Here is a 23204-nt window from a genome sequence, read left to right as displayed (position 1 = left end):
AACATGTTTTTAACCTATAAAAAATAATCATGTGCTATGTCTTTTTCATAGTTCTTTCACAAAATTGAGATCATTTGTTCATATTAGCTGATTAGGTTTAAGCATTTAAGGTGATAAAAATAAGGTAGTACTTAAATGACTGTAAATATTTCACGACGGGAACTCATTCAAAAAAGTTTATTCGGTTTGGGTGCATTATCACTCACAGTGGGAATGACAGGTTGTAATGATAGTTCAGATAATGAAACTTCTAGTTTAAAGGTGAGTTTTGAACATGGTGTTGCAAGTGGTGATCCGTTGCAAGATCGCGTTATTTTATGGACGCGTTTAACACCAAATGAAATCAGTGCACGTTTACAAGTGACATGGGAGCTTGCATTAGATCAACAGTTTAAACAAATCATTAAAACAGACAAAGTGACTACATCAGCATCACAAGATTTTACGGTGAAAGTGGATGCAACGGGACTTCGGGCTGATACAAGTTATTATTATCGGTTTATTTTTGGAAATAAGATTTCTCCAATAGGGCAGACTAAAACGTTACCCATAAGCACATCTAAAGTTAGTTTTGCAGTATGTTCATGCTCAAATTATCCAGCGGGATATTTTTATGTATATCGTGAAATTGCAAAGCAAAATGTAGATGTGGTGATTCATTTAGGTGACTATATTTATGAGTATGGTGCTGATGGATATGCCACTGATGATGCTGCAAAACTTGGTCGTACTTTAGCGGCAGATAACGATAAAGAAATTATTAAATTAGATGATTACCGAAAGCGATATGCACTATATCGAAAAGATCAGGACTTACAGGCTGCGCATCAACGTCATCCATTTATCGTGATTTGGGATGACCATGAGTTGACGAATGATACTTGGAAAAATGGTGCTGAAAATCATCAAGCAAATGAAGGTTCGTTCCTTGAGCGTAAGTTGGCTGCATTACAGGCATATTTCGAATGGATGCCAATTCGTCCTGTAGATGATCAGCATGTAAAGATTTATCGCCAATTCGATTTTGGTAATCTTGTTCAATTGACTATGTTGGATACCCGTATTATTGCTCGAGATCAACAATTAGATTATGCAAATTATTTAACTGCGACGGGCATAGACGTTGCTAAGTTTCAAACTGATCTTACTAGTCCAACGCGTACTTTGATGGGGTTTGAACAACGTGATTGGTTATTAGGCAAATTACAGCAATCAAATGCAACTTGGAATGTTTTGGGACAGCAAATTTTAATGTCTAAAATGTTTATTCCTTCTGAGTTGTTACTTTCTTTGGCTGAAATAACTTCAGGCAATCCAACAGCTGAAACACTCACAAAAATGAATACGCAAATTACTGAACTGGTAACGCTAAAAGTTCGACTACAAAATAATGATCCAACACTTACTCAACAAGAGAAAGCGCGTGTACTTACGACTGCACCGTATAATTTAGACGCTTGGGATGGTTATTTCACTGAACGCGAGATTTTGTATGGCACATTAGCGCAGTTGAAAAAGAAAATCGTGGTCTTGGCGGGTGATACACACAATGCTTGGTCTTCAAATTTATACAGTAAAGATGGGGCATTCGTTGGAGTAGAGTTAGCTACCAGTTCAGTATCTTCACCAGGATTGGAAAAATACCTCAACATTCCTTTGGCACAATTGCAACAATTTGAATTTGCATTCAAGACTCTAATTGATGAATTGAATTATTGTAATTTGAATCAACGTGGTTATTTGGTGGTTGAATTTGATCAGTTACAGGTGCAGTCGAAGTGGGTTTTTGTTGATTCTATTAAGCAAGCAAACTATTCCGTTGATGAAAGTCGACAGCACCAACTTAATTTAGATGTCAATTTATTGCCCATTCAGACAGCTCAGCAAGTTGCATAATTTTGAAATCAAAAAAGCCAAGTATCTAAAGCTTGGCTTTTTATAAAACATCAAATTTTAGACATAAAAAAACCAGCTTACGCTGGATTTTTACTGCACCAAACTTCAGTAGTTGAAGGATGGTGCCCGAGGCCAGACTCGAACTGGCACGCTTTGTGGGCGGGGGATTTTAAATCCCCTGTGTCTACCGATTTCACCACTCGGGCTTTACCAATGGAGGCGGAGGTCGGAATCGAACCGGCGTACACGGAGTTGCAGTCCGCTGCATGACCACTCTGCCACCCCGCCATCTCTTGGTGATGCACATATTAGCAATCTTTAGAAAAAAAACAATAGTGTTTGCGGTGAATATGCACATAAAAACAACATCTAAAAGAATATTGGCTAAATTATCATGTATTATTTGCATTATTGATTCATACCCACTTTGGAGATGCGCTGTGGCATTGGTTTTAGACGGTCGTGCATTGGCAACACAAATCGAAGCTGATTTGTTGGTACGTGTAGAAGCATTAAAAGCAAAATCGGGTCGTACCCCAATTTTGGCAACAATTTTAGTTGGTGATGATGGTGCATCTGCAACTTATGTGCGTATGAAAGGAAATGCTTGCCGCCGTGTAGGCATGGATTCTCTAAAGGTTGAACTGCCAAAAGAAACGACAACTGAACAATTACTTGCTGAAATTGAAAAATTAAATGCAAATCCTGATGTGCACGGTATTTTGCTTCAACATCCAGTACCTGAACAAATTGATGAAAGAGCATGTTTTGATGCGATTTCACTCGAAAAAGATGTGGATGGTGTGACTTGTCTTGGTTTTGGTCGTATGTCAATGGGCGAAGCCGCGTATGGTTCAGCAACTCCAGCGGGTATCATGACGATTTTAAAAGAAAACAAGATTGAAATTGCAGGTAAGCATGCCGTTGTTGTTGGTCGTTCAGCAATTTTAGGTAAACCAATGGCAATGATGCTATTACAAGCCAATGCTACCGTGACGATTTGTCATTCACGTACTCAAAACCTTCCTGAGTTAGTGAAGCAAGCCGATATTATTGTGGGTGCAGTAGGTAAGGCTGAATTAATTCAGAAAGATTGGATCAAACAAGGTGCTGTTGTCGTTGATGCTGGTTTTCATCCACGTGATGGCGGTGGTGTGGGTGATATCCAATTAGTGGGTATTGAAGATGTTGCATCAGCTTATACACCAGTCCCAGGTGGTGTAGGACCTATGACGATCACGACTTTGATTCGTCAAACAGTTGAAGCTGCTGAAAAAGCTTTAGGTTAAATATCCACTTTAAGCCCTTCTAAATAGAGGGGCTTTTTTTAAGAATTTAAGAAATATGAGCTGTACATTTCAATTTGCGAAAGCACCTGATCAATTGCTTAAAGCCTTACATGAAGTTATTCCAAACACTGATTTATTGGCACAGCAGTTACCTGAAACCCCAATTTCATTGTGGCTAATTCCTCCTGTATTCCCAACTGATCGTTTAGATGATGAGGTGATTCGTCGTATTTGGAATGAAACCCCTTATTGGATCTTTTGCTGGGCTTCGGGGTTGGCGATGGCGCAATGGCTACTCGCTGAACCACATCATGTAAAAGATAAGGTGGTATTGGATTTTGGTGCAGGCTCAGGTGTGGTTGCAATAGCAGCAAAAATGGCTGGTGCAAAACGTGTTATTTGCTGTGATATTGACCAAGTAAGCTTGGAATCATGTCGTGAAAATGCATTACTCAATAATGTAGAACTTGAATATTTAGATGATTTATACAAATCTGAACAGGTCGATGTTTTGCTTGCTGCTGATGTACTTTATGATCAGTGTAATCGTTTCTTTTTAGATGAGTTTTTGAAGTTCGCACCTGAAGTATGGGTGGCGGATAGTCGTGTGAAAAATTTTAGCCATCCGCAATATTTGAAAATAGATGAACGAAGTGCAACGACTTGGCCCGATTTAGATGAAGCCAAAGAATTTCGGAATGTAAGTTTTTATCGTACACATCCTCAATAGGCTCTAAATCAAGATAGGGTACTTTGCTGTGTTCTCTGTTTATCAAATAGCAACAGAGATTATTTTGTGTGGATGATAAAACAAGTCTCAGCGATTCAAGTATTGAAAGTTAATTCATATAAATGCTTTCGTACTTGATCGCAATACAATCAAAATGAGGCTTAAATAGTGAATATTAAACAATCAGATGACACTAAACACGGAACTTTTGAGATTTTTGATGCTGATGTAAAAGCTGGTGAGATGGCTTACACGTGGGCAGGTGATTCAATGTTCATCATTGATCATACTGATGTCGAAGATCAATTTCGTGGACAAGGAATTGGTCGTCAATTGTTGGATGCTTTGGTTGCATTTGCACGTGAACGAGAGATTAAAGTTATTCCTTTGTGTCCTTTCTCTAAATCTGTTTTTGATAAAGATCAGTCAATTCACGATGTGCTAAAAGTATAACTATTGATGAAACGTATCTGAAATTGATTCAGATACGTTTTATGTCTTTTATGAATTATTTGCAGTGATAGCGAACGACTTTAAGGGTAGAAGGTCGAGCTTCTAAAGCCTGACGAGTCGCATAACCTTCACTATTGTTCAGATCTGGCGAATTTGTAAGACCAAAAGTGGTACGGCTATTGCCAAGCTTAACACCATATTGTTCTTGTTGAGTTGGGTTCATGATTTCATTCACACTCAGCACTGAGATTTTATAATTTTTATCAGCACCTAAAACTTGTTTACAAGCATGTTGTAATTTGCGCTCGTCAACATCACGATTGCTATGTGCTGCTAAGGTGTATGCTAGAGTCGCTGATGTTGCTGTTTTATTTTCAATTTGATAGCCAGTCACGCCATTGTATTGATGTGGACTAGTTTGACATGCTGCAATGAAAAGACTACCGCTTACAATAACGAATAAATTAGTTTTTTTCATATCAATGGTCCTGTTATTTCTGTTTTTAAGTATCGCATAAAATCAGCTTTAAGTTGTTAGGATTCTTTAAAACCTAAGCTATTCATCGCATATGAGTTCAAAGTTAAAGAAAGAATTTTCGTTTTCGAACAATTTTGCATATAATCTGCCAAGTTTTTTTATTTAATACAGAAGTCATTGCTTTATTGCAGTATCGAAGCCCGTTTTTTAACGGGCATTTAATTTGTTGCTCAAATAAATAAGGCAAGTCTGGATAGGTATGTCATGATCTCTACAGATAGTCAAAAAAAATATGTGGTTGCATTTGACCAAGGTACCACGAGTTCACGCGCGATCGTGTTGGATCACGATGCGAATGTAATCACGATCGCTCAACGTGAGTTTACTCAAATCTACCCACAACCAGGTTGGGTAGAGCATGATCCGATGGAGATATGGGCAACACAAAGTGCAGTCTGGGTTGAGGCACTTGCACAGGCAAGTATTTCAAGTGATCAAATCGCAGCGATTGGGATCACCAACCAACGTGAAACTACTGTAATTTGGGATAAAAAAACAGGTAAACCTATCTACAATGCGATTGTTTGGCAAAGCCGTCAAAGCAATGAAATTTGTAATCAGCTTCGTCAGGATGGTTGGCAAGACTATATTCGTAAAGTCACAGGGCTTGTAATTGATCCTTATTTTTCTGCAACAAAAATTAAGTGGATCCTAGATCGAGTAGAAGGTAGTCGTGAACGTGCGGAGCGTGGTGAGCTTCTTTTCGGTACGATTGATACATGGTTGATTTGGAAACTTACCAATGGGCAAGCACATGTAACTGATTATACTAATGCTTCTCGCACTATGCTTTTCAACATTGAAACTTTGGAATGGGATGATAAGTTACTCGAAGCTTTGAATATTCCGAAAGCAATGTTGCCTGAGGTACGTAGTTCTTCGGAAGTGTACGGATATACGCATACAATTAGTGGGCAAGAAGTTGGAATTCCAATTGCAGGTATTGCTGGAGATCAGCAAGCCGCATTGTTCGGACAAATGTGCGTAGAAGTTGGACAAGCTAAAAACACTTATGGAACGGGTTGCTTTCTTTTAATGAACACGGGCAAGCGAATTGTTCAGTCTGAACATGGTTTACTTACAACAATTGCATGTGGTGCAAAAGGTGAAGTGAATTATGCATTGGAAGGTGCTGTGTTTAATGGTGGTTCATGTGTGCAATGGTTGCGTGATGAATTAAAAGCGATTAATGACTCACATGATTCTGAATACTACGCAACGAAAGTAAAAGACAGTAATGGGGTCTATGTTGTACCTGCGTTTACAGGTTTAGGTGCGCCATATTGGGACCCTACAGCACGCGGTGCGATTTTGGGTATTACACGCGGTGTGAGTATTGAGCATATTATTCGAGCAACTTTAGAATCGATTGCATATCAAACACGTGATGTTTTAGATGCAATGCAACAAGATTCGGGTGAGAAATTACGCACATTACGCGTTGATGGTGGCGTAACTGCAAACAATTTCTTGATGCAATTCCAAGCTGATATTTTAGGCACTTCAGTTGAACGACCTGCAATGAAAGAAACTACAGGTATGGGCGCTGCGTTTTTAGCTGGTTTAGCGGTCGGGTTTTGGTCTGATTTGAATGAATTAAAGAGTAGAATGACGATTGAGCGTAGTTTTACTCCTGAATGTACCCGCGACGAAACCGAAAAACTCTATAAAGGGTGGTTAAAAGCTGTTGGACGTACTCGTGATTGGGCAGAAGATTAGGGTAAAATAGCCGCCGAAGATATACAACAACACAGGATATATGAGCATGAGCTTGATACTACGCCAACAAAAAACCCTCGAATTAGTGAGAGAACGTGGCTATATAAGTATTGAAGAGCTTGCTCAATATTTTGATGTAACACCTCAAACGATTCGTCGTGATATCAACCACCTTGCTGATGAAGGTTTGCTGCGTCGCTATCATGGCGGAGCGGCACATGATTCAACGGTGGAAAACACGGAATACACGACTCGTGTTGGCTACATGCTTGAAGAAAAAAGAACGATTGCGGCTGCTGTAGCAGCGGCTGTTCCAGACCATGCATCTTTATTTATTAATATTGGTACAACAACTGAAGCAATCGCTCATGCACTTTTAAATCATACTGGTTTAAAAATCATTACTAATAATCTTAATGTGGCTAAGATTTTGAGTAATAAGGAAGACTTTGAGGTCTTAATTGCGAGTGGTCGTGTTCGTCCTGATGGTGGGGTTATTGGTCAAGCTACGGCTGATTTTTTTAAACAATTTAAAGCTGATTATGCGTTGATTGGTATCAGTGGTATTGAAGAAGATGGAACGCTTCTTGATTTTGATTTTCAAGAAGTGTGTGTTTCTCAAGAAATTTTATCTAGTGCTAGGCAAGTGTTTTTAGCAGCCGACAGTAGTAAATTTGGTCGTAATGCCATGATCCGATTGGGATCACTCAAACAAGTTGATTGTATATTTACAGATCAGCAGCCTAATGAAGAATACATGAAGACAATCCGTGAATTGGATGTTGGTTTGATTGTCGCAAAATAAGTATTCATTTTCGAACATTGCGATGTACTATTTGAGCTAATTGATTTAGCTCAATATTTCTATTATTTAGTCTAAAAACTTTCAAAAAATCTTTTTTGTTTAATACTTCAGCATTTTTCCTGTGATTTATAAATTTACCATTTATCTTTAAATGACTGCTGATTGGCATTTTTATGTCTATTTTTTATTGTTTATTTTCATTTGATGTGTTTTAATTTTCATTATTGAACAATAATGAAAATTTGCGGTGACATATGCAAACTTCTCCTCTGTTAAAAGACAAAATTTATGATATCGCTGTGATTGGTGGTGGTATCAATGGTGTAGGTATCGCTGCAGATGCAGCAGGACGTGGTTTGTCTGTGTTCTTATGCGAAAAAGATGATTTAGCAAGCCATACATCATCTGCAAGTAGCAAGCTCATTCATGGTGGATTGCGCTACCTCGAACATAAAGAATTCCGTCTCGTCCGTGAGGCATTGGCTGAGCGTGAAGTGTTATTGGCTAAAGCGCCGCATATCATTCGTCCAATGCGATTTATCATGCCGCATCGCCCACATCTACGTCCAGCATGGCTGATTCGAACAGGCCTATTTTTTTACGACCATTTAGGTAAACGTGAGAAATTATTGGGATCAAATAATGTCTATTTTAAAGATGATAGCCCACTAAATTCAGCAATTACTCGCGGTTTTGAATATTCTGATTGTGCGGTTGATGATTCACGTCTGGTTGTGTTAAATGCTATGCATGCACGTGAAAAAGGAGCAGATGTTGTTACTCGCACACTTTGTTTATCAGCTCAACGTGTAGAGGGTTATTGGGTTGTAGAACTAGAGAATGCACAAGGTTCATTTAAAATTAAAGCTAAAGCTTTAGTTAATGCTGCAGGCCCTTGGGTTGCACAGTTTATCAAACAAGATTTAGAGCTCAAATCACCTTATGGCATTCGTTTGATTCAAGGTAGTCATATTGTTGTGCCGAAACTGTATGAAGGTGACAAAGCATTTATTATGCAAAATGATGACCGCCGTATTGTGTTTGCGATTCCGTATTTAGATCAATATACAATGATTGGTACGACTGATCGTGAATATCAGGGTGATCCATCAAAAGTACAAATTACGCAAGCAGAAACAGATTATTTGCTTGAAGTGAGTAATGCACATTTCAAAAAACAGCTTACTCAAGCTGATATTATTTGGACATTTGCTGGGGTTAGACCATTATGTGATGATGAGTCCGATAATCCTTCAGCCATTACACGAGACTATACCTTAGCTTTATCTCAAGAAACTCATGATCAGGCACCATTACTTTCTGTTTTTGGTGGAAAGTTAACGACTTATCGGAAATTGGCTGAGTCGGCTATGCAGCAGTTAAAAGCATTCTTCCCTGAAATGAAGGGGAGTTGGACTGCAACTGAGGCTTTACCTGGTGGCGAAAATATGGCATCTGCTGAACAATTAGTGAATGAGATTCGTGCACAAATTACAGATGTTTCTGAGAGCTTAGCAAAACGTTGGGCGACTTCTTATGGTTCGCGTATTTGGAATATCTTGGGCGATGCTGTTTCAATTGATCAGCTTGGACTGAGTTTTGGACATGGATTATTTGCTAAAGAAGTGGATTACTTATGTCGATTTGAATGGGTAACAACTAGCGAAGATATTCTTTGGAGACGTTCTAAATTAGGATTGGTTTTTGCGCAAAATGAAATTGATCGCTTAGATGCCTATTTATCAAATAAGCCGAATCATATTGTAGCCGCTTAAATAGACTAATATAAAAAAGATCGCTGAAGCGATCTTTTTTATTATCCCTTGATCCCTCTTTATTAAAAGGAGGGAGCTAAGGTAATTAAGCAGATTTAACAGCTGCTAATAATTCATTTTGACGATCTTTAAGTGCTTGTGGTAAACGATCACCAAGTTTAGTAAATAACTCAGTGTGGCTTTCAAGCTCTTTGATCCATTGGTCTTTGTCTTGTGCTGTAACAGTTTCGAATTGCTCTTTAGAGAAGTCGATACCTGTCCAGTTCAATTGTTCATAAGTTGGAACGTAACCAATAGGAGTTTCAGTTGCTTCAGCACGACCTTCACAACGATCAATGATCCACTCGAGAACACGCATGTTTTGACCGAAACCAGGCCATACGAAGTTGCCTTCAGCATCACGACGGAACCAGTTTACGTTGAAGATTTTTGGTAATTTATTGCCAGCAGCTTCTGCTTTAGCACCTACTTCTTGACCAAGTTGTAACCAGTGACCGAAGTAATCAGCCATGTTATAACCTGCGAAAGGAAGCATCGCAAATGGATCACGACGAACAATACCTTGTTGACCAACAGCAGCAGCAGTTGTTTCAGAGCCCATAGTTGCAGCTTTATACACGCCATCAACCCAGTCAAATGCTTCAGAAACTAAAGGCACTGTGTCTGCACGACGACCACCGAAGATAAATGCAGAGATTGGTACGCCTGCTGGATTTTCCCAGTCAGCGTCGATAGAAGGGCATTGACCTGCTGAAACTGTGAAACGTGCATTTGGATGTGCAGCTTTTTCACCAGCAACGTGAGGTTGACCTTTCCAGTTGGTTAAGTTTGCTGGAACTTCTTTAGAAAGACCTTCCCACCAAACTTCACCGTCTTCAGTAACAGCAACGTTGGTATAGATTACATCTTTAGTTAAAGTTGCCATACAGTTCGGGTTGGTTTTGGTATTTGTACCAGGAGCAACACCGAAGAAACCAGCTTCTGGGTTGATTGCATATAAACGACCATCTTCACCTGGTTTAATCCAAGCAATATCGTCACCTACAGTCTCAATCTTCCAACCTTCATAACCCGCTGGTGGAATTAACATTGCAAAGTTAGTTTTACCACAAGCAGAAGGGAATGCTGCTGCGATGTAGTGTTTTTCACCTTGAGGATTTGTTACGCCCAAAATAAGCATGTGCTCAGCTAACCAGCCTTGTTCACGACCCATTGCAGATGCAATACGTAAAGCTAAACATTTTTTACCAAGTAAAGCGTTACCACCATAACCAGAACCGTAAGACCAGATTTCACGAGTTTCTGGGTAATGCACGATATATTTTTCACTGTTACAAGGCCAAGCAACATCTTTTTGACCTTCTTTAAGTGGAGCAGCTACTGTGTGTACACATGGGATGAATTCACCATCTGTACCTAACACGTCATAAACTGCTTTACCCATACGCGCCATTTTAGTCATGCTAACAGCAACGTAAGGTGAATCTGTTAATTCGATACCGATATGTGCAATGTGGCTACCTAATGGACCCATAGAGAAAGGAACCACATACATGGTACGGCCTTCCATTGAGCCATCAAATAAACCATTTAACTTTTCGCGCATTTCTGCAGGAGCAACCCAGTTATTCGTTGCACCAGCATCTTCTTGGTTTTGAGAGCAGATATAAGTGCGATCTTCAACACGAGCAACGTCAGAAGGGTCGGAATTTGCAAGGTAAGAACCAGGATGTTTTTCTTGGTTAAGTTTTTGCATGGTGCCGTTAGCGATCATCAAGTCGATCAGACGTTGATATTCTTCTTCGCTTCCGTCACACCATTCGATTTTTGCTGGTTTGGTTAGTTTTGCAATTTCTTCCACCCATGCAATAAGCTTAGGGTGACGAACGAATTCTGGTGCGTTCACTTGGGTCATGGTGATGCCTTTTTAAAGTGTGTACGACGTACAGTTCTATTCATTGGGTGACAATGAAAATAGATGAAGTAAAAAAAGTGGCTGTATTAAAGCACAAAATCGTAAAAAAAATAAGACTATCGGATCATATTCCCGATTAGTGAAAGAATGTATATTTTTTCATAAGTTATTGTTTTTGATGTTTTTGGTTATGATTTTTGTTCGCATGTGATTTTTTTATGTGTGTTATTTTTATTATAAATACTTATTAAAAACAATAGTTTATGATTTTTAACTTTTCTTGAGAATTATTATTGATAAATTGAATAATCATCATCCGAATTTTACATAAACTAGCTTTTAATTGTTGTTTTTATAAACAAATATATTGGATATCGTCGTCAAGGCTGCAGTATATGAATCAAGAGTTACAGCCCTTATCTATTATTTATAATCAAAAGTCTGGATTTCATGCAGCTCAACAAGATGAAGTGTACGAGCGTTTGATGACATTTTGGACTCGATATGGTTTTGAGATTCAGGTATTTGAGCTAAATGCGAGAAATGATTTTGATGCGATGATGGAAACAGTATTACAACGACATCAGCAATCAGAAAAAATTGGTGTTATTGTGGCTGCTGGGGGAGATGGTACTCTGAATGCTGTTGCAAAAAAATTAATGCACACTGATATTCCTATGGGAATTATTCCTTTAGGAACATTTAATTATGTTGCTCGTGTTTTAGAAATTCCAATTGATATTTTTAAAGCTGCCGAAGTGATCGCGACAGGTACTTATCGAGAAGTGCATATTGCAACTTTAAATGATCAGATCTATTTAAATAATGCAAGTTTAGGTTTATACCCATTGTTTATAAAAAAAAGAGAAACATTCAATCGACTTTTTGGTCGCTTCCCCTTACATGCTTATACATCCGCTTTAGATGTTTTATTGCGTGAGCATCAATCTTTGAAATTATCGATTAGTATTGATGAAAAAAAATATCCAGTTAAAACACCTTTGATTTTTTTTGGAAATAATCAATTGCAACTTTGTGATATGAAATTAAGAATTGCAGAATGTGCTGCAAATGGAAAACTGGCTGGTGTTTTGGTGGCTAAAAATGATCGATTGAGTTTATTAAGAATGTTATTTCAGTTTGTTCAAGGAAAAATTGATCAAGCATCTGATGTTTATTCATTTTGCGCAGAACATATTCAGGTTGAATCTAAAAAGAAAAAATTAACGGTTGCACTCGATGGTGAAATTGTCGAGTTGGAAACTCCTTTAAATTTCGCAGTAAAAAAATCAGCATTAAAAGTGATGGTTCCACATGTTATTACACCTGTCTGACTTACATTTTGGAACTGAGCGTGAAGTTTGTATTCAGGCAATTCGTGATTTTTGTGAATTACACCGCCCAGAAGCTGTGATTGTCAGTGGAGATTTGACGCAAAGAGCGAGATTGAAACAGTTTTTTGATTGTCGACAATTTCTCGATTCCTTAGATTTGCCTTATTTGGTTGTTCCAGGTAACCATGATATTCCCTTGTTTCACGTATGGAATCGCTTTTTTTCACCATTTGTTCGTTATCAGGCATTTTTTGGTCGATTAGAAACGACACTAGAAACATCGAATTTCTATATTGTTGGGGTGAATAGCATACGTCGCCGCTATCATACACGCGGTCATGTATCACTAGAACAAATACATGAAGTAGCTGAAAAGCTAAGAAATGCTCCGAATAATAAAACCAAGCTCGTTGTGTTTCATCAACCTTTTTATACATTTCCTCATGATCATGGGGATAAAGATTGTCCTGTACTGGCGAAGATAGCGCTTGAACAATGGGGTAAGACAGGACTTTGGGGACTGTTACATGGACATTTGCATAAAGTCGCTATTCATGATTTGAATCAGGTGTTTAATTTGGGATTTGATCATTCAATTTATGACATTCATGCTGGAACAGCTATTTCTAATCGATTGCGTTTTGGCTTGTCTAACAGTTTTAATATAATTTCAGCAAATGGCAAAATCGAACATTATTGGTTTGATGAAAATGAAAAAAAATTTTTAAAATCAAATAGTGTCGATTTATGAGTCAATCTTTTTTTGTTGGATTAAAAAATCATCAAAAAAGTATAAATTTTTTTATTTTTACCCTTGAAGCCTTTTTTTTTAACCCCACAAATGTGGCATATCAAATTTTTTGTTCATTGCTACTGATTAGCAATGCAAATTAATCAAAAAAGACTAAGTCTGATGGAGTTAACTATGAGCAACATTCGTCCGTTACATGATCGTGTTGTGATTCGTCGCGTAGAAGAAGAAACCAAGACTGCTGGTGGTATTTTACTTCCAGGTTCTGCTGCTGAAAAACCTTCTCAAGGTGAAGTGATCGCAGTAGGTAATGGTCAAATCACTGACAATGGTCTGCGTGCTTTGGATGTTAAAGTTGGAGACAAAGTATTATTCGGTACTTATGCAGGTACAACTGTAAAAGTAAACGGTGAAGAACTCTTGATTATGAAAGAGTCAGATATCTTAGCTGTGCTTGAAGGCTAATCGACACATAACTCACATTTATTATCAGATAAAGTATTTAAAGATTCGGAGTTTAACATGTCAGCTAAAGACGTAAAATTTGGTGATTCAGCTCGCTCAAAAATGATTGCAGGTGTAAACGTACTTGCAGATGCGGTTAAAGTCACTTTAGGTCCTAAAGGTCGTAACGTTGTAATCGATCGTTCTTTCGGTGCACCTCACATCACTAAAGATGGTGTAACTGTTGCTAAAGAAATTTCTTTAAAAGACAAGTTTGAAAACATGGGTGCTCAACTTGTTCGTGAAGTTTCTTCAAAAACAAATGACATCGCGGGTGATGGTACAACGACTGCAACTGTACTTGCTCAAGCAATCTTAAATGAAGGGATCAAATCAGTAACTGCTGGTATGAACCCAATGGACTTAAAACGCGGTATTGATATTGCAGTTAAAACTGTTGTTGAGAACATCCGTGCAAATGCAAAGCCTGCTGATGATTTCAAAGCAATTGAACAAGTCGGTTCGATCTCTGCAAACTCTGATACTACTGTTGGTAAGCTTATCGCCCAAGCGATGGAAAAAGTAGGTAAAGAAGGCGTTATCACTGTAGAAGAAGGTTCTGGCTTCGAAGATGCATTAGATGTTGTAGAAGGTATGCAGTTCGACCGTGGTTATATCTCTCCATACTTCGCAAACAAACAAGATACTTTAACTGCTGAACTTGAAAATCCATTCATTCTTCTTGTTGATAAAAAAATCAGCAACATCCGTGAATTGATTTCTGTTTTAGAAGCAGTTGCTAAAACTGGTAAACCTCTTCTTATCATCGCGGAAGATGTTGAAGGCGAAGCGCTTGCAACTCTTGTTGTCAACAACATGCGCGGTATTATCAAAGTATGTGCAGTTAAAGCACCTGGTTTTGGTGATCGTCGTAAAGCGATGCTTCAAGATATCGCAATCTTGACTGGCGCAACTGTAATCTCTGAAGAAGTAGGCATGTCTTTAGAACAAGCTTCTCTTCAAGATTTAGGTACTGCTCATAAAATCACAGTGTCTAAAGAAAACACAGTGATTGTTGATGGTGCTGGTAATGCTGAACAAATCGCTGAACGTGTTCAACAAATCCGTGCGCAGATCGAAGAATCTACGTCTGAATATGACAAAGAAAAACTTCAAGAACGTGTTGCTAAATTAGCAGGCGGTGTTGCAGTGATTAAAATCGGTGCTGCAACTGAAGTTGAAATGAAAGAGAAGAAAGACCGCGTAGACGACGCACTTCACGCAACTCGTGCTGCAGTTGAAGAAGGTGTTGTTGCTGGTGGTGGTGTTGCTCTAGTACGTGCTGTTAATGTGTTAGAAGGTCTAAAAGGCGCTAACGAAGATCAAACAGCAGGTATTAATATTTTGCGTCGTGCAATCGAAGCTCCACTTCGTCAAATCGTTTCAAATGCTGGTGATGAGCCATCAGTTGTAATTAACGCAGTGAAAGCAGGTGAAGGTAACTTTGGCTACAACGCTGCAACTGGTGAATACGGTGATATGTTAGAAATGGGTATCCTTGACCCAGCTAAAGTAACTCGTTCTGCATTAGAACATGCTGCTTCAGTTGCTGGTTTAATGTTGACTACAGAATGTATGATCACTGATATCCCAGAAGATAAACCAGCTGCTCCAGATATGGGCGGAATGGGTGGTATGGGCGGAATGATGTAATCACATTGTCGCTCATATTTAAAAAAATCCCTGCCTTGGCAGGGATTTTTTACGTTTGAAGTATAGAAAAATCACAATCAAAACGTTATTAATGATCTGACTTAAATAAATAACTTGATAAGTAAATTTTAAATAATTAAACGGTTTTAGGAGTAGAAAATGGTTCGGTTATCATTATTAATTCTTGGGTGTATGGCTTTAAGCTCGTAAGCCTACGCGGATACGATAAAAGATTCATTCCAAGGTGAGACTAAGGTTTTTTTGAATATTTATGGTTTTGCGGCGGACATAAATGGAATAATAGGTTATCAAGGGATTAACTATCAGTTAGATCAACCTTTTAAAGATACCCTAGAGGCGCTTGATCAAGCTTTGATGGGACATCTGGAAGTAACCAAAGGGAAGTGGGGGATTTATACTGATATTCAATATGTAAAGACTGAAGAAGAAAAGCAAGTTTATAATTACCCAATTGCATTATCGACCACTGTAAACTTAAGTAATGCAGGAATTTATTATCGCGCATTTGAACAATTTTCTGATGGTACAGGCTGGATCATTGAACCCACTCTAGGTGTGAATTATACAGATCTAGAGGGAACCTTAGATGCTTTGGGCAAAGGTGTTGCTGTTGAAAAACACTGGTTTGAATATTTTGGTGGGGCGCGGATACGTTACAACTCTACTTCTCCGTGGAATTTAGCAGCGCAATACACTCACGGTACCGAACAAACACAAATCGCTCAGGCTTATTTGGGATACCGTAAAGCTGTATTTTCAACCCCAGTAAATTTTAGAGTGGGTTATCGATACGTATCACAAGACTATCCTGATGGTAACTTTAAATGGGATACCGTACAAAAAGGTCCTGTCGTTGGTCTAGGATTCGGATTTTAATTTAGAATCAAATGACTATGAGTATTGAAAAAATAAGAAATGCAAAAGCATTTCTTATTTACAAATCACTTTAACAGGATAATCATCGATGTTGAAAAAATGATTCCAAGAGATACAAATTGAGCAGCACTGCCCATATCTTTGGCATTTTTTGAAAGTTGATGTTTCTCCAACGATATTCGATCAACCACAGCTTCAATTGCAGAATTAAACAACTCTACAATAATAGCAAGTAAGCAAACAGCGACCATCAATGCTTGTTCAAGGGCAGAAAAATGAACAAAAAAGCTAGTTGGAATTAAAACAAGATTGAGTAATAAAATTTGTCTAAAAGCGGCTTCATGGCTGAATGCGGCTTTAAACCCAGCGAGAGAATAACCCGTTGCATTCAAAATACGCTTGATACCATTTTTGCCTTTGTAGGGGGAGTAAGGCGTCATAACAGAACTTTAAGAGATAAAATATGTCACCATTATAAAAGTAAAACTGCTTCTGAGGATTGGCAATAAGTCGCATGATCTCTGCAAAGTTGTAATGTTTCTCGCCATTTTATTGGAAACGTTGAGATTTAATTTGTCAATTTGACTGATGCTAAGGATAATAAGCCTAGTTCAACAGATGGAATATCCTGCATGAAAATTATCGCAGATGAAAATTTGGCTTTTACCGATTATTTCTTTGCGGAATTTGCAGAAATACAACATCGAGCGGGGCGAACATTGACTCATGCAGATGTTCAAAATGCTGATGCTTTATTGGTTAGATCGGTTACTAAAGTTAATCATGCCCTAATTGACCAGACTACAATTCAGTTTGTCGGTAGTGCAACGATTGGAACAGATCATCTCGATATTCAAGCGCTAGAACAACAAAACATCACGTGGACGAACGCAGCGGGTTGCAATGCTCAAGCAGTCGCAGAATATGTGATTACTGCGTTGCTGCACCTAGACATTAAATTATTAGAAAGAAATCATGAATTTACTTTAGCGATTGTTGGCTTAGGTAATGTTGGTCGTCGACTTGCAAAAATGGCCCAATTATTAGGTTGGACAGTGATTGGTTACGATCCTTTTGTACAGCTAGATGGTATTGAAAATGTATCGTTTGATGCGTTACTAGCACGTGCCGATGCCATATCCATTCATGTACCGTTAACGTCAACTGGTGATCATCCAACACAACATTTATTTAATGAAGCAACGTTTGCTCAAATGAAAGAATCCGCGATACTGATTAATAGCGCGCGTGGTCCAGTGATTCAAGAAGCAGCTTTAATGACAGATATCCAAAGGAACAATCGAAAAGTTGTATTAGATGTATTTGAGTTTGAACCTGAAATTTCGCAACAGTTACTAGATATGTTGGCTTTAGCAACACCGCATATTGCGGGTTATAGTCTTGAAGGTAAGGCTCGTGGTACACAGATGATTTATGAGGCATTTTGTCATAAATTTGATTATCCAATATCTAAACAGTTCGAAACCCAATTACCGCATGTTGAGCAATTCTTTGAACAACAAGATTTGAAAGAAGTACTCAAGCAGCATCTTAGCCAAATTTATAATATTGCTGAAGATGATCAAAAATTAAGAGCTTGTGTCATGGATGGAAAAGTTGAACAAAAAGCGTTTGATTTGCTCCGAAAGAATTATCCATTACGCCGTGAATGGGCAGCACACGGTGGACCAAAAGCATGAGCCAGACTATGAAATCTTATCAACCGACTTGTTCGCTTGAGGCAATAAAAGCCCGTGCAGAGATGTACAATAAAATTCGTCAGTTTTTTGCTGAACGAAATGTTTTAGAAGTTGAAACCCCAGTTTTGTCTCAAGCAGGGGTCACAGATGTGCATTTGGCGTCAGTACAAGTACAGCGTCATATTCATGGAAAATTAAATACTCAATATTTACAGACTTCGCCTGAGTTCCCGATGAAGCGATTGTTGGCGAGTGGTAGTGGCCCAATCTTTCAAATTTGTAAAGTCTTTCGTGATGATGAGCATGGGCGTAAACACAATAGCGAATTCACCATGTTGGAATGGTATCGACCTGCTATGGATTTGAAAGCCTTAATGCATGAGACAGCGGATCTATTGGAAACCTGTTTAGCACATCGTTTTGGTGAAATTCGTCCTATTATTTTGAGTTATAAGCATGCTTTTCAAGATCGTTTAGATATCAACCCATTACAAGCCAGCTTAAAACAGCTTAAGGACACCGCACATCGTGTCGGTCTGAATCTTGATTTGGGTGATGATCGTTTGGCTTACATGGACCTATTATTTTCTCATTTTGTAGAGCCAAGTTTGGGCTTTGACAAACCTGTATTTTTGACAGATTTTCCACCTGAGATGGCATCATTAGCAAAAGTAAAACAAGATGAAGATGGGGAATGGGTTGCAGCTCGTTTTGAGGTCTATATTGAAGGCTTAGAGCTTGCTAATGCCTATGACGAACTTCTGGATGCAGAAGTATTAGCAGCACGATTTGAAGCCGATAATCAAGAACGTGCTTTACAAGGTTTACCCGTGATACCTATTGATCAATATCTATTATCTGCTTTACCTCATATGCCTGAATGCTCGGGTATTGCATTGGGTATTGATCGTTTACTTATGGTTGTAATGAATAAGATGAAAATTGATCAAGTGATCGCTTTTCCTGCTGAAATTGCCTAGAGCTGTTATAGAAATTGCATTAATAATTGGATCAACTCACTTTGACGGTGAGTTTGGGTCTTTTTAAAGATGGACTGTAAATGCTTTTTGACAGTATCTGATTGAATATCTTGTGACATAGCAATTTCTTTGACCGTTTTTCCATCTAGGAGTTGTTCACAGATTCTGTGTTCTACAGGTGTAAACATAAATAGTTTTGCGCAAATTTCTTTCTGATATTTGGGTCTATGTTTTAAGCCTGAGAATGTTACTAACAAAACTGGTCGCAAACCAAAAATCTTATGCGCTTTTTCAGGAGAGAGTAAATCTAGGCTCAGGAAAAGTTGGTGATCCAACATCATAATTTTTGTTCGCTCGGCATAACTTAGATCTGGATTATTTTTATAATTTCGCTCCAATTCGATTAGATTTTGGTCGAAAATAGTTTGATTCTCACCAGTAAAAACAAAGCGTCGCTGTTTTATTTGAATTTGAGGATTTATTTCAAATAATTGTTGAGCCTCAGCATTAAGTTCTAAAATATCACCGTTAAAATTAATAATCGCAATAGCTTGCTTCATCTTTTGAATAAGTTGGGAGCCTAAAAGGGTCATTGTGGAATATTCAAAATGATGTCGATATTGCTGAATTTTTTGCTGCAAGATCGGCAAAATTTCATAAACAGGCTTCAACTCAGAACAGCTTAAGGCACCACGATCATAACTGGTTAGAAATGAAAGAATGACACATACCTTATGATCAAAAATAACTTGGATGGCAGAACAGAATCTTAGATCAAGTGGTTTTAATACTTGTTGATAAACTTGTGTTTGGGTGATCTCATCTTCTTGGAAATGCTCTTTGCAATGCATCCAACCATTCATCGGTGAAGATAACATTTTTTTTAAACGAGGATCATCGTCAATTTCAAGACGAATTTGCTTGAGTGCTGCTTGTTCAAGTTGATGCGAGTCAAGGTTGACACCGTGATGAATACTAAATGAAAGTGCTTGAACTTCGAGATCAACTGCTAAAAGTTGAGATGCTTGGACATCAAAATGATGATTGAGATGCTCTAAAAAAATAACCCAGTCATCCGCATTCTGAACTTGATTCAAGATTTCTTTAACTGCACAACGTTGAATTAGATCCATTGAAGAAATCCTATCAAAATGAAGAGAATAGATTTCCTTATATTTTATATGGCATTTTAATAAATGAAATCGCTAGAAGTAAAAAAGTGTGAAGTTTTAGGCAATTATTCGATGAAATGTGTCTTTGAATTAGTAATGATTTTCATTTGATTGCGGGAGGGGGAAATTGTCTAAACCCAACAAGTGAGTTTAGACAAAATTAAACTTAGCAGCGACCTTTTTTAGCCTGTCCAGGAGGACAGAAATCTCCATGGCCACCACCATAGGTACGATCTGGATCAACAACGACGCTACCATGAGGTGTATGTACAGCACACGCTGATAAACCTAAACAGAACAATGCGCTTAGGCACAATAATGCTTTCTTCATAACTTCATCCCAAAGTTTTGTTTATTCATTTTAGACTTTAATGTGCAATTCATTTTTCTACTAGATGAATGACGCATTTTTTTATTCAATTTCTGTATCTTGGCATACATTGTCAATAATCCCTTTTGTTATTTACAAAAGGGATTGAGTGTAAATATTTTAGTTTAGAAGGGGAGTTTTGTGAGTTGGCTGAAAAAATGTGGTAGAACCTTAGGTTCGAGGATAACGGTAACAATGAGACCGTATGCTGCTCCCCATAAGTGAGCACTATGGTTGATATTGGTATTTCCACGTTTACCAGACCAAATACTGTAAGCCACATATAAAATAGCAAAAATAATCGCAGGAACTGGAATAAAGAATACGAAAATTAAATTCCACGGTTGAAATAAAATATATGCAAATAAAACGGCTGAGACTGCTCCTGAAGCACCCAGACTCGCCCAACGGACATCATTCTTATGTTTTAAATAACTTGGCAAGATAGCAAAAATTAATCCACCCAAATAAAACAGTACAAAGCCCATATCGTAGAAGAATTCACGATAAAAGCTTTCAATGATATTACCGAAGAAAAATAGGGTAATCATATTGAACAGTAAATGTGTCCCATCTGCATGTACAAAACCATGGGTAATAAAACGGTCAAATTGCCCACGTTGCATCGCAGGTGGCCAAAAAATCAAACGGTTCATCACGGTTTGATTGCTAAATGCTAATAAAGAAATCGCAACGGTAATAATGATCAGAGTCACAGTGTGACCAAAGGGTAGATGTAGCATAAATGAATTAAATTGATCAGTGTCTAAGCAATAATGCCATTAAAAAGTTAATAAACAATCATCTTGCATATAATTCCTACAAAAATGGTTGATTTTTTTTTATTACCCTCCATCTTCGGTTAATATAACGACATCAGCTTGAGGATTATTGTTATGTCGACTGAGAACACCAACACTGCTGTCGCAGAAGAAATTCCAAACCTTTTGATTACTCCCTCTGCACAAGAGTATTTACGTGATCTATTAGCAAAACAAAATACTCCAGGAATTGGCGTTCGAGTTTTTGTAGAGCATCCAGGAACACCACGCGCTGAATGTTGTATGGCTTATAGCGCGCCTGAAGAAGTGGTACCAACGGACTATAAACAGGATTATCCAGACTTTCCTGCATATGTAGATGCACCATCGATTCCTTATTTAGTTGATGCAGTCATTGATTACAATAAAGATCGTTTTGGTGGTCAGCTGACTTTCCGTGCACCTAACTCGAAAGTTCCACGTGTAGGGCCTGATGCATCAATCGAAGAGCGTATTACTTATGTATTACAATCTGAAATTAATCCAGGTTTAGAAGGTCATGGCGGTAATTGTAGCCTTGTGGAAGTACAAAATGATCCAGAACATGGTTTAACAGCCGTATTGAAGTTTGGCGGTGGTTGCCAAGGTTGTTCAGCGATTGATGTGACTTTGAAACAAGGTGTTGAAACCACTTTAAAACAGCATGTTCCAGAATTACAGCGTGTTGTAGATCAAACAGATCATACTCAATCAGAAGGTGCATATTTCAAGTAATTTGAAGGATTGCATTTATGAATAAAAAAGAGCCTATATGAGGCTCTTTTTTAATTTTTGAACCTTTATTTTGTTTTTAATATTGTTTCATAACAATAAAATCATGTATATTAGTGAATATATAAATAATAATAATTATCATTTATATTTAGTTTTACTTGTTTTTTGTTAGAATTCACATAAATTTTTAAGCAAATCTTAAGATTTGTGTCGTTTAGGTGAAAACTATGTTGAATAAAATAACCCGTAAATCTTTACTCACGCTTTCAGTGATGAGCGGAATGTTTTCCATTGCATATGCAGCAGAAACTAAAACACAAGAGCTTAATCAATTAGAGACTATCGTGGTGACAGCGAGTGGTTTTGAACAAGACATAAAGAAAGCAGCAGCCTCGATCTCAGTACTTTCACAAGAAGAAATTAATAAAAAAGCTTATCGAGATATCACAGATGCACTGAAAGATATTCCAGGTGTTATCGTGACGGGGGGAGGCAGTTCTAGTGATATTAGTATACGGGGTATGGGAAGTGCCTATACCGTGATTATGGTCGATGGTAAAAAAGTGAATACCCGCTCTGTGAGACCAAATAGTGATAATTCTGGGATCGAGCAAGGTTGGTTGCCCAATATTGGCGCGATTGAACGAATTGAGGTGATTCGCGGTCCAATGTCTGGTTTATATGGCTCGGATGCGATGGGCGGTGTAATTAATATTATTACTAAAAAAAATACAGCTCAATGGACAGGTTCTATTAAGCTAGATACAACACTACAAGAAAATTCAAAATCAGGTCATCTTTATCAAACCAATGCATATATCGCTGGTCCTTTAATTGCAAATCTGTTGTCGTTCAAAGCAAATGGCTTATATTCTCAGCGAGATGAAGACGAGATATATGGAGGTTATAAGGAGCAGAAAATTCGGGCAGGTGGTGCAGCTTTGAGTCTGACTCCGAATGATCAGCATACGATTGATTTGGACTATCAGCGTTCAATTCAAAATCGTAATGGAACCGTTGGAAAAAGTATCTCTCCTGTACAAACAGGTCGAAATCCTCCAGTAGATTCACTTACAGATTATTATCGAACAGAATACAGCTTAACTCATCGAGGTCAGCTTGGTCCTGTTGAAACACATTCATATATTCAGCGTGAAGAAAATGAAAATCCTTCACGCAATATGGAAG

The 23204-nt window shown here is 38.1% G+C and carries 22 protein-coding genes and 2 tRNA genes; 16 read left to right on the top strand and 8 right to left on the bottom strand.

Features of this window, described 5'->3' with window-relative positions; translation table 11 throughout:
* Positions 1-135 precede the first annotated feature (135 nt).
* Positions 136-1896: an alkaline phosphatase D family protein gene (locus IRT38_RS14110; RefSeq protein WP_194598052.1), complete on the top strand. Its 1761-nt coding sequence runs from the start codon at positions 136-138 to the stop codon at positions 1894-1896.
* A gap of 120 nt (positions 1897-2016) precedes the next feature.
* On the opposite strand, the gene IRT38_RS14105 is transcribed toward IRT38_RS14110, so the two are convergent.
* Together IRT38_RS14105 and IRT38_RS14100 are read right to left on the bottom strand one after the other, a co-directional pair.
* A tRNA-Leu gene (locus IRT38_RS14105) sits at positions 2017-2102 on the bottom strand.
* Positions 2103-2110: 8 nt separating this feature from the next.
* A tRNA-Cys gene (locus IRT38_RS14100) sits at positions 2111-2184 on the bottom strand.
* A 152-nt stretch (positions 2185-2336) separates the two neighbouring features.
* Here IRT38_RS14100 and folD point away from each other — a divergent pair.
* The 3 genes from folD (at position 2337) to IRT38_RS14085 (ending at position 4368) form a co-directional block, all read left to right on the top strand.
* Positions 2337-3185 (top strand): bifunctional methylenetetrahydrofolate dehydrogenase/methenyltetrahydrofolate cyclohydrolase FolD, encoded by an 849-nt coding sequence (folD, locus tag IRT38_RS14095; RefSeq protein WP_004956122.1) that lies wholly within the window; start codon positions 2337-2339, stop codon positions 3183-3185.
* A 55-nt stretch (positions 3186-3240) separates the two neighbouring features.
* Positions 3241-3915 (top strand): class I SAM-dependent methyltransferase, encoded by a 675-nt coding sequence (locus IRT38_RS14090; RefSeq protein ID WP_004956126.1) that lies wholly within the window; start codon positions 3241-3243, stop codon positions 3913-3915.
* 168 nt (positions 3916-4083) lie between these two features.
* Positions 4084-4368 (top strand): GNAT family N-acetyltransferase, encoded by a 285-nt coding sequence (locus IRT38_RS14085; RefSeq protein ID WP_194598051.1) that lies wholly within the window; start codon positions 4084-4086, stop codon positions 4366-4368.
* A gap of 55 nt (positions 4369-4423) precedes the next feature.
* Here IRT38_RS14085 and IRT38_RS14080 read toward each other — a convergent pair whose 3' ends face one another.
* Positions 4424-4846 (bottom strand): hypothetical protein, encoded by a 423-nt coding sequence (locus IRT38_RS14080; RefSeq protein WP_168154196.1) that lies wholly within the window; start codon positions 4844-4846, stop codon positions 4424-4426.
* 264 nt (positions 4847-5110) lie between these two features.
* Between IRT38_RS14080 and glpK the strand changes: the two genes are divergently transcribed.
* The 3 genes from glpK (at position 5111) to glpD (ending at position 9205) form a co-directional block, all read left to right on the top strand.
* Positions 5111-6625 (top strand): glycerol kinase GlpK, encoded by a 1515-nt coding sequence (glpK, locus tag IRT38_RS14075; protein ID WP_004912734.1) that lies wholly within the window; start codon positions 5111-5113, stop codon positions 6623-6625.
* A gap of 46 nt (positions 6626-6671) precedes the next feature.
* Positions 6672-7430 carry a DeoR/GlpR family DNA-binding transcription regulator gene (locus tag IRT38_RS14070; protein ID WP_004912731.1) on the top strand — a complete coding sequence of 253 codons (759 nt, stop codon included), beginning with the start codon at positions 6672-6674 and terminating at the stop codon, positions 7428-7430.
* Between the two features lie 254 nt (positions 7431-7684).
* Entirely contained in the window at positions 7685-9205 is a 1521-nt protein-coding gene (gene glpD, locus IRT38_RS14065; protein ID WP_194598050.1) for a glycerol-3-phosphate dehydrogenase, read from the top strand.
* 85 nt (positions 9206-9290) lie between these two features.
* On the opposite strand, the gene IRT38_RS14060 is transcribed toward glpD, so the two are convergent.
* Positions 9291-11120: a phosphoenolpyruvate carboxykinase (GTP) gene (locus tag IRT38_RS14060; protein WP_194598049.1), complete on the bottom strand. Its 1830-nt coding sequence runs from the start codon at positions 11118-11120 to the stop codon at positions 9291-9293.
* 395 nt (positions 11121-11515) lie between these two features.
* Between IRT38_RS14060 and IRT38_RS14055 the strand changes: the two genes are divergently transcribed.
* The 5 genes from IRT38_RS14055 to IRT38_RS14035 all read left to right on the top strand — a co-directional run bounded on the left by IRT38_RS14055 (position 11516) and on the right by IRT38_RS14035 (position 16259).
* The gene (locus tag IRT38_RS14055; protein ID WP_194598048.1) at positions 11516-12454 is read left to right on the top strand and encodes a diacylglycerol/lipid kinase family protein; all 939 of its coding nucleotides are present in this window, start codon (positions 11516-11518) and stop codon (positions 12452-12454) included.
* Positions 12435-13205, top strand: coding sequence for a metallophosphoesterase family protein (locus tag IRT38_RS14050; protein ID WP_005402232.1), 771 nt, complete (start codon positions 12435-12437; stop codon positions 13203-13205). The genes IRT38_RS14055 and IRT38_RS14050 overlap by 20 nt, the downstream gene beginning before the upstream one ends.
* A gap of 174 nt (positions 13206-13379) precedes the next feature.
* Entirely contained in the window at positions 13380-13670 is a 291-nt protein-coding gene (gene groES, locus IRT38_RS14045; RefSeq protein ID WP_194598047.1) for a co-chaperone GroES, read from the top strand.
* A 57-nt stretch (positions 13671-13727) separates the two neighbouring features.
* Entirely contained in the window at positions 13728-15362 is a 1635-nt protein-coding gene (groL, locus tag IRT38_RS14040) for a chaperonin GroEL (RefSeq protein WP_004956155.1), read from the top strand.
* A 225-nt stretch (positions 15363-15587) separates the two neighbouring features.
* Complete coding sequence (locus IRT38_RS14035) at positions 15588-16259, top strand: hypothetical protein (protein ID WP_227592173.1); 672 nt, start codon at positions 15588-15590, stop codon at positions 16257-16259.
* A gap of 65 nt (positions 16260-16324) precedes the next feature.
* Here IRT38_RS14035 and IRT38_RS14030 read toward each other — a convergent pair whose 3' ends face one another.
* Positions 16325-16699, bottom strand: coding sequence for a diacylglycerol kinase (locus tag IRT38_RS14030; protein ID WP_194598045.1), 375 nt, complete (start codon positions 16697-16699; stop codon positions 16325-16327).
* A 192-nt stretch (positions 16700-16891) separates the two neighbouring features.
* Between IRT38_RS14030 and IRT38_RS14025 the strand changes: the two genes are divergently transcribed.
* Entirely contained in the window at positions 16892-17959 is a 1068-nt protein-coding gene (locus IRT38_RS14025; protein WP_194598044.1) for a 4-phosphoerythronate dehydrogenase, read from the top strand.
* Complete coding sequence (gene epmA / locus IRT38_RS14020; RefSeq protein ID WP_194598043.1) at positions 17956-18939, top strand: EF-P lysine aminoacylase EpmA; 984 nt, start codon at positions 17956-17958, stop codon at positions 18937-18939. The genes IRT38_RS14025 and epmA overlap by 4 nt, the downstream gene beginning before the upstream one ends.
* Positions 18940-18944: 5 nt before the next feature.
* On the opposite strand, the gene IRT38_RS14015 is transcribed toward epmA, so the two are convergent.
* From IRT38_RS14015 to IRT38_RS14005, 3 genes are all read right to left on the bottom strand, one after another.
* The gene (locus IRT38_RS14015; RefSeq protein WP_194598042.1) at positions 18945-20072 is read right to left on the bottom strand and encodes a helix-turn-helix transcriptional regulator; all 1128 of its coding nucleotides are present in this window, start codon (positions 20070-20072) and stop codon (positions 18945-18947) included.
* Between the two features lie 205 nt (positions 20073-20277).
* Positions 20278-20442 (bottom strand): hypothetical protein, encoded by a 165-nt coding sequence (locus tag IRT38_RS14010; protein WP_004912673.1) that lies wholly within the window; start codon positions 20440-20442, stop codon positions 20278-20280.
* Positions 20443-20606: 164 nt separating this feature from the next.
* Positions 20607-21224: a rhomboid family intramembrane serine protease gene (locus tag IRT38_RS14005; RefSeq protein ID WP_194598041.1), complete on the bottom strand. Its 618-nt coding sequence runs from the start codon at positions 21222-21224 to the stop codon at positions 20607-20609.
* Positions 21225-21377: 153 nt separating this feature from the next.
* Between IRT38_RS14005 and nfuA the strand changes: the two genes are divergently transcribed.
* Positions 21378-22016, top strand: coding sequence for a Fe-S biogenesis protein NfuA (nfuA, locus tag IRT38_RS14000; protein ID WP_004956172.1), 639 nt, complete (start codon positions 21378-21380; stop codon positions 22014-22016).
* Positions 22017-22243: 227 nt separating this feature from the next.
* Positions 22244-23204, top strand: a 961-nt coding sequence (locus IRT38_RS13995) for a TonB-dependent receptor plug domain-containing protein (RefSeq protein ID WP_194598040.1), incomplete at its 3' end; no start/stop codon positions are given.

The organism is Acinetobacter sp. SK-43 (assembly GCF_015351505.1).
In the GTDB taxonomy this organism is placed as follows: Bacteria; Pseudomonadota; Gammaproteobacteria; order Pseudomonadales; family Moraxellaceae; genus Acinetobacter; species Acinetobacter junii.
This window is presented reverse-complemented; position numbering and strand designations above follow the sequence as displayed.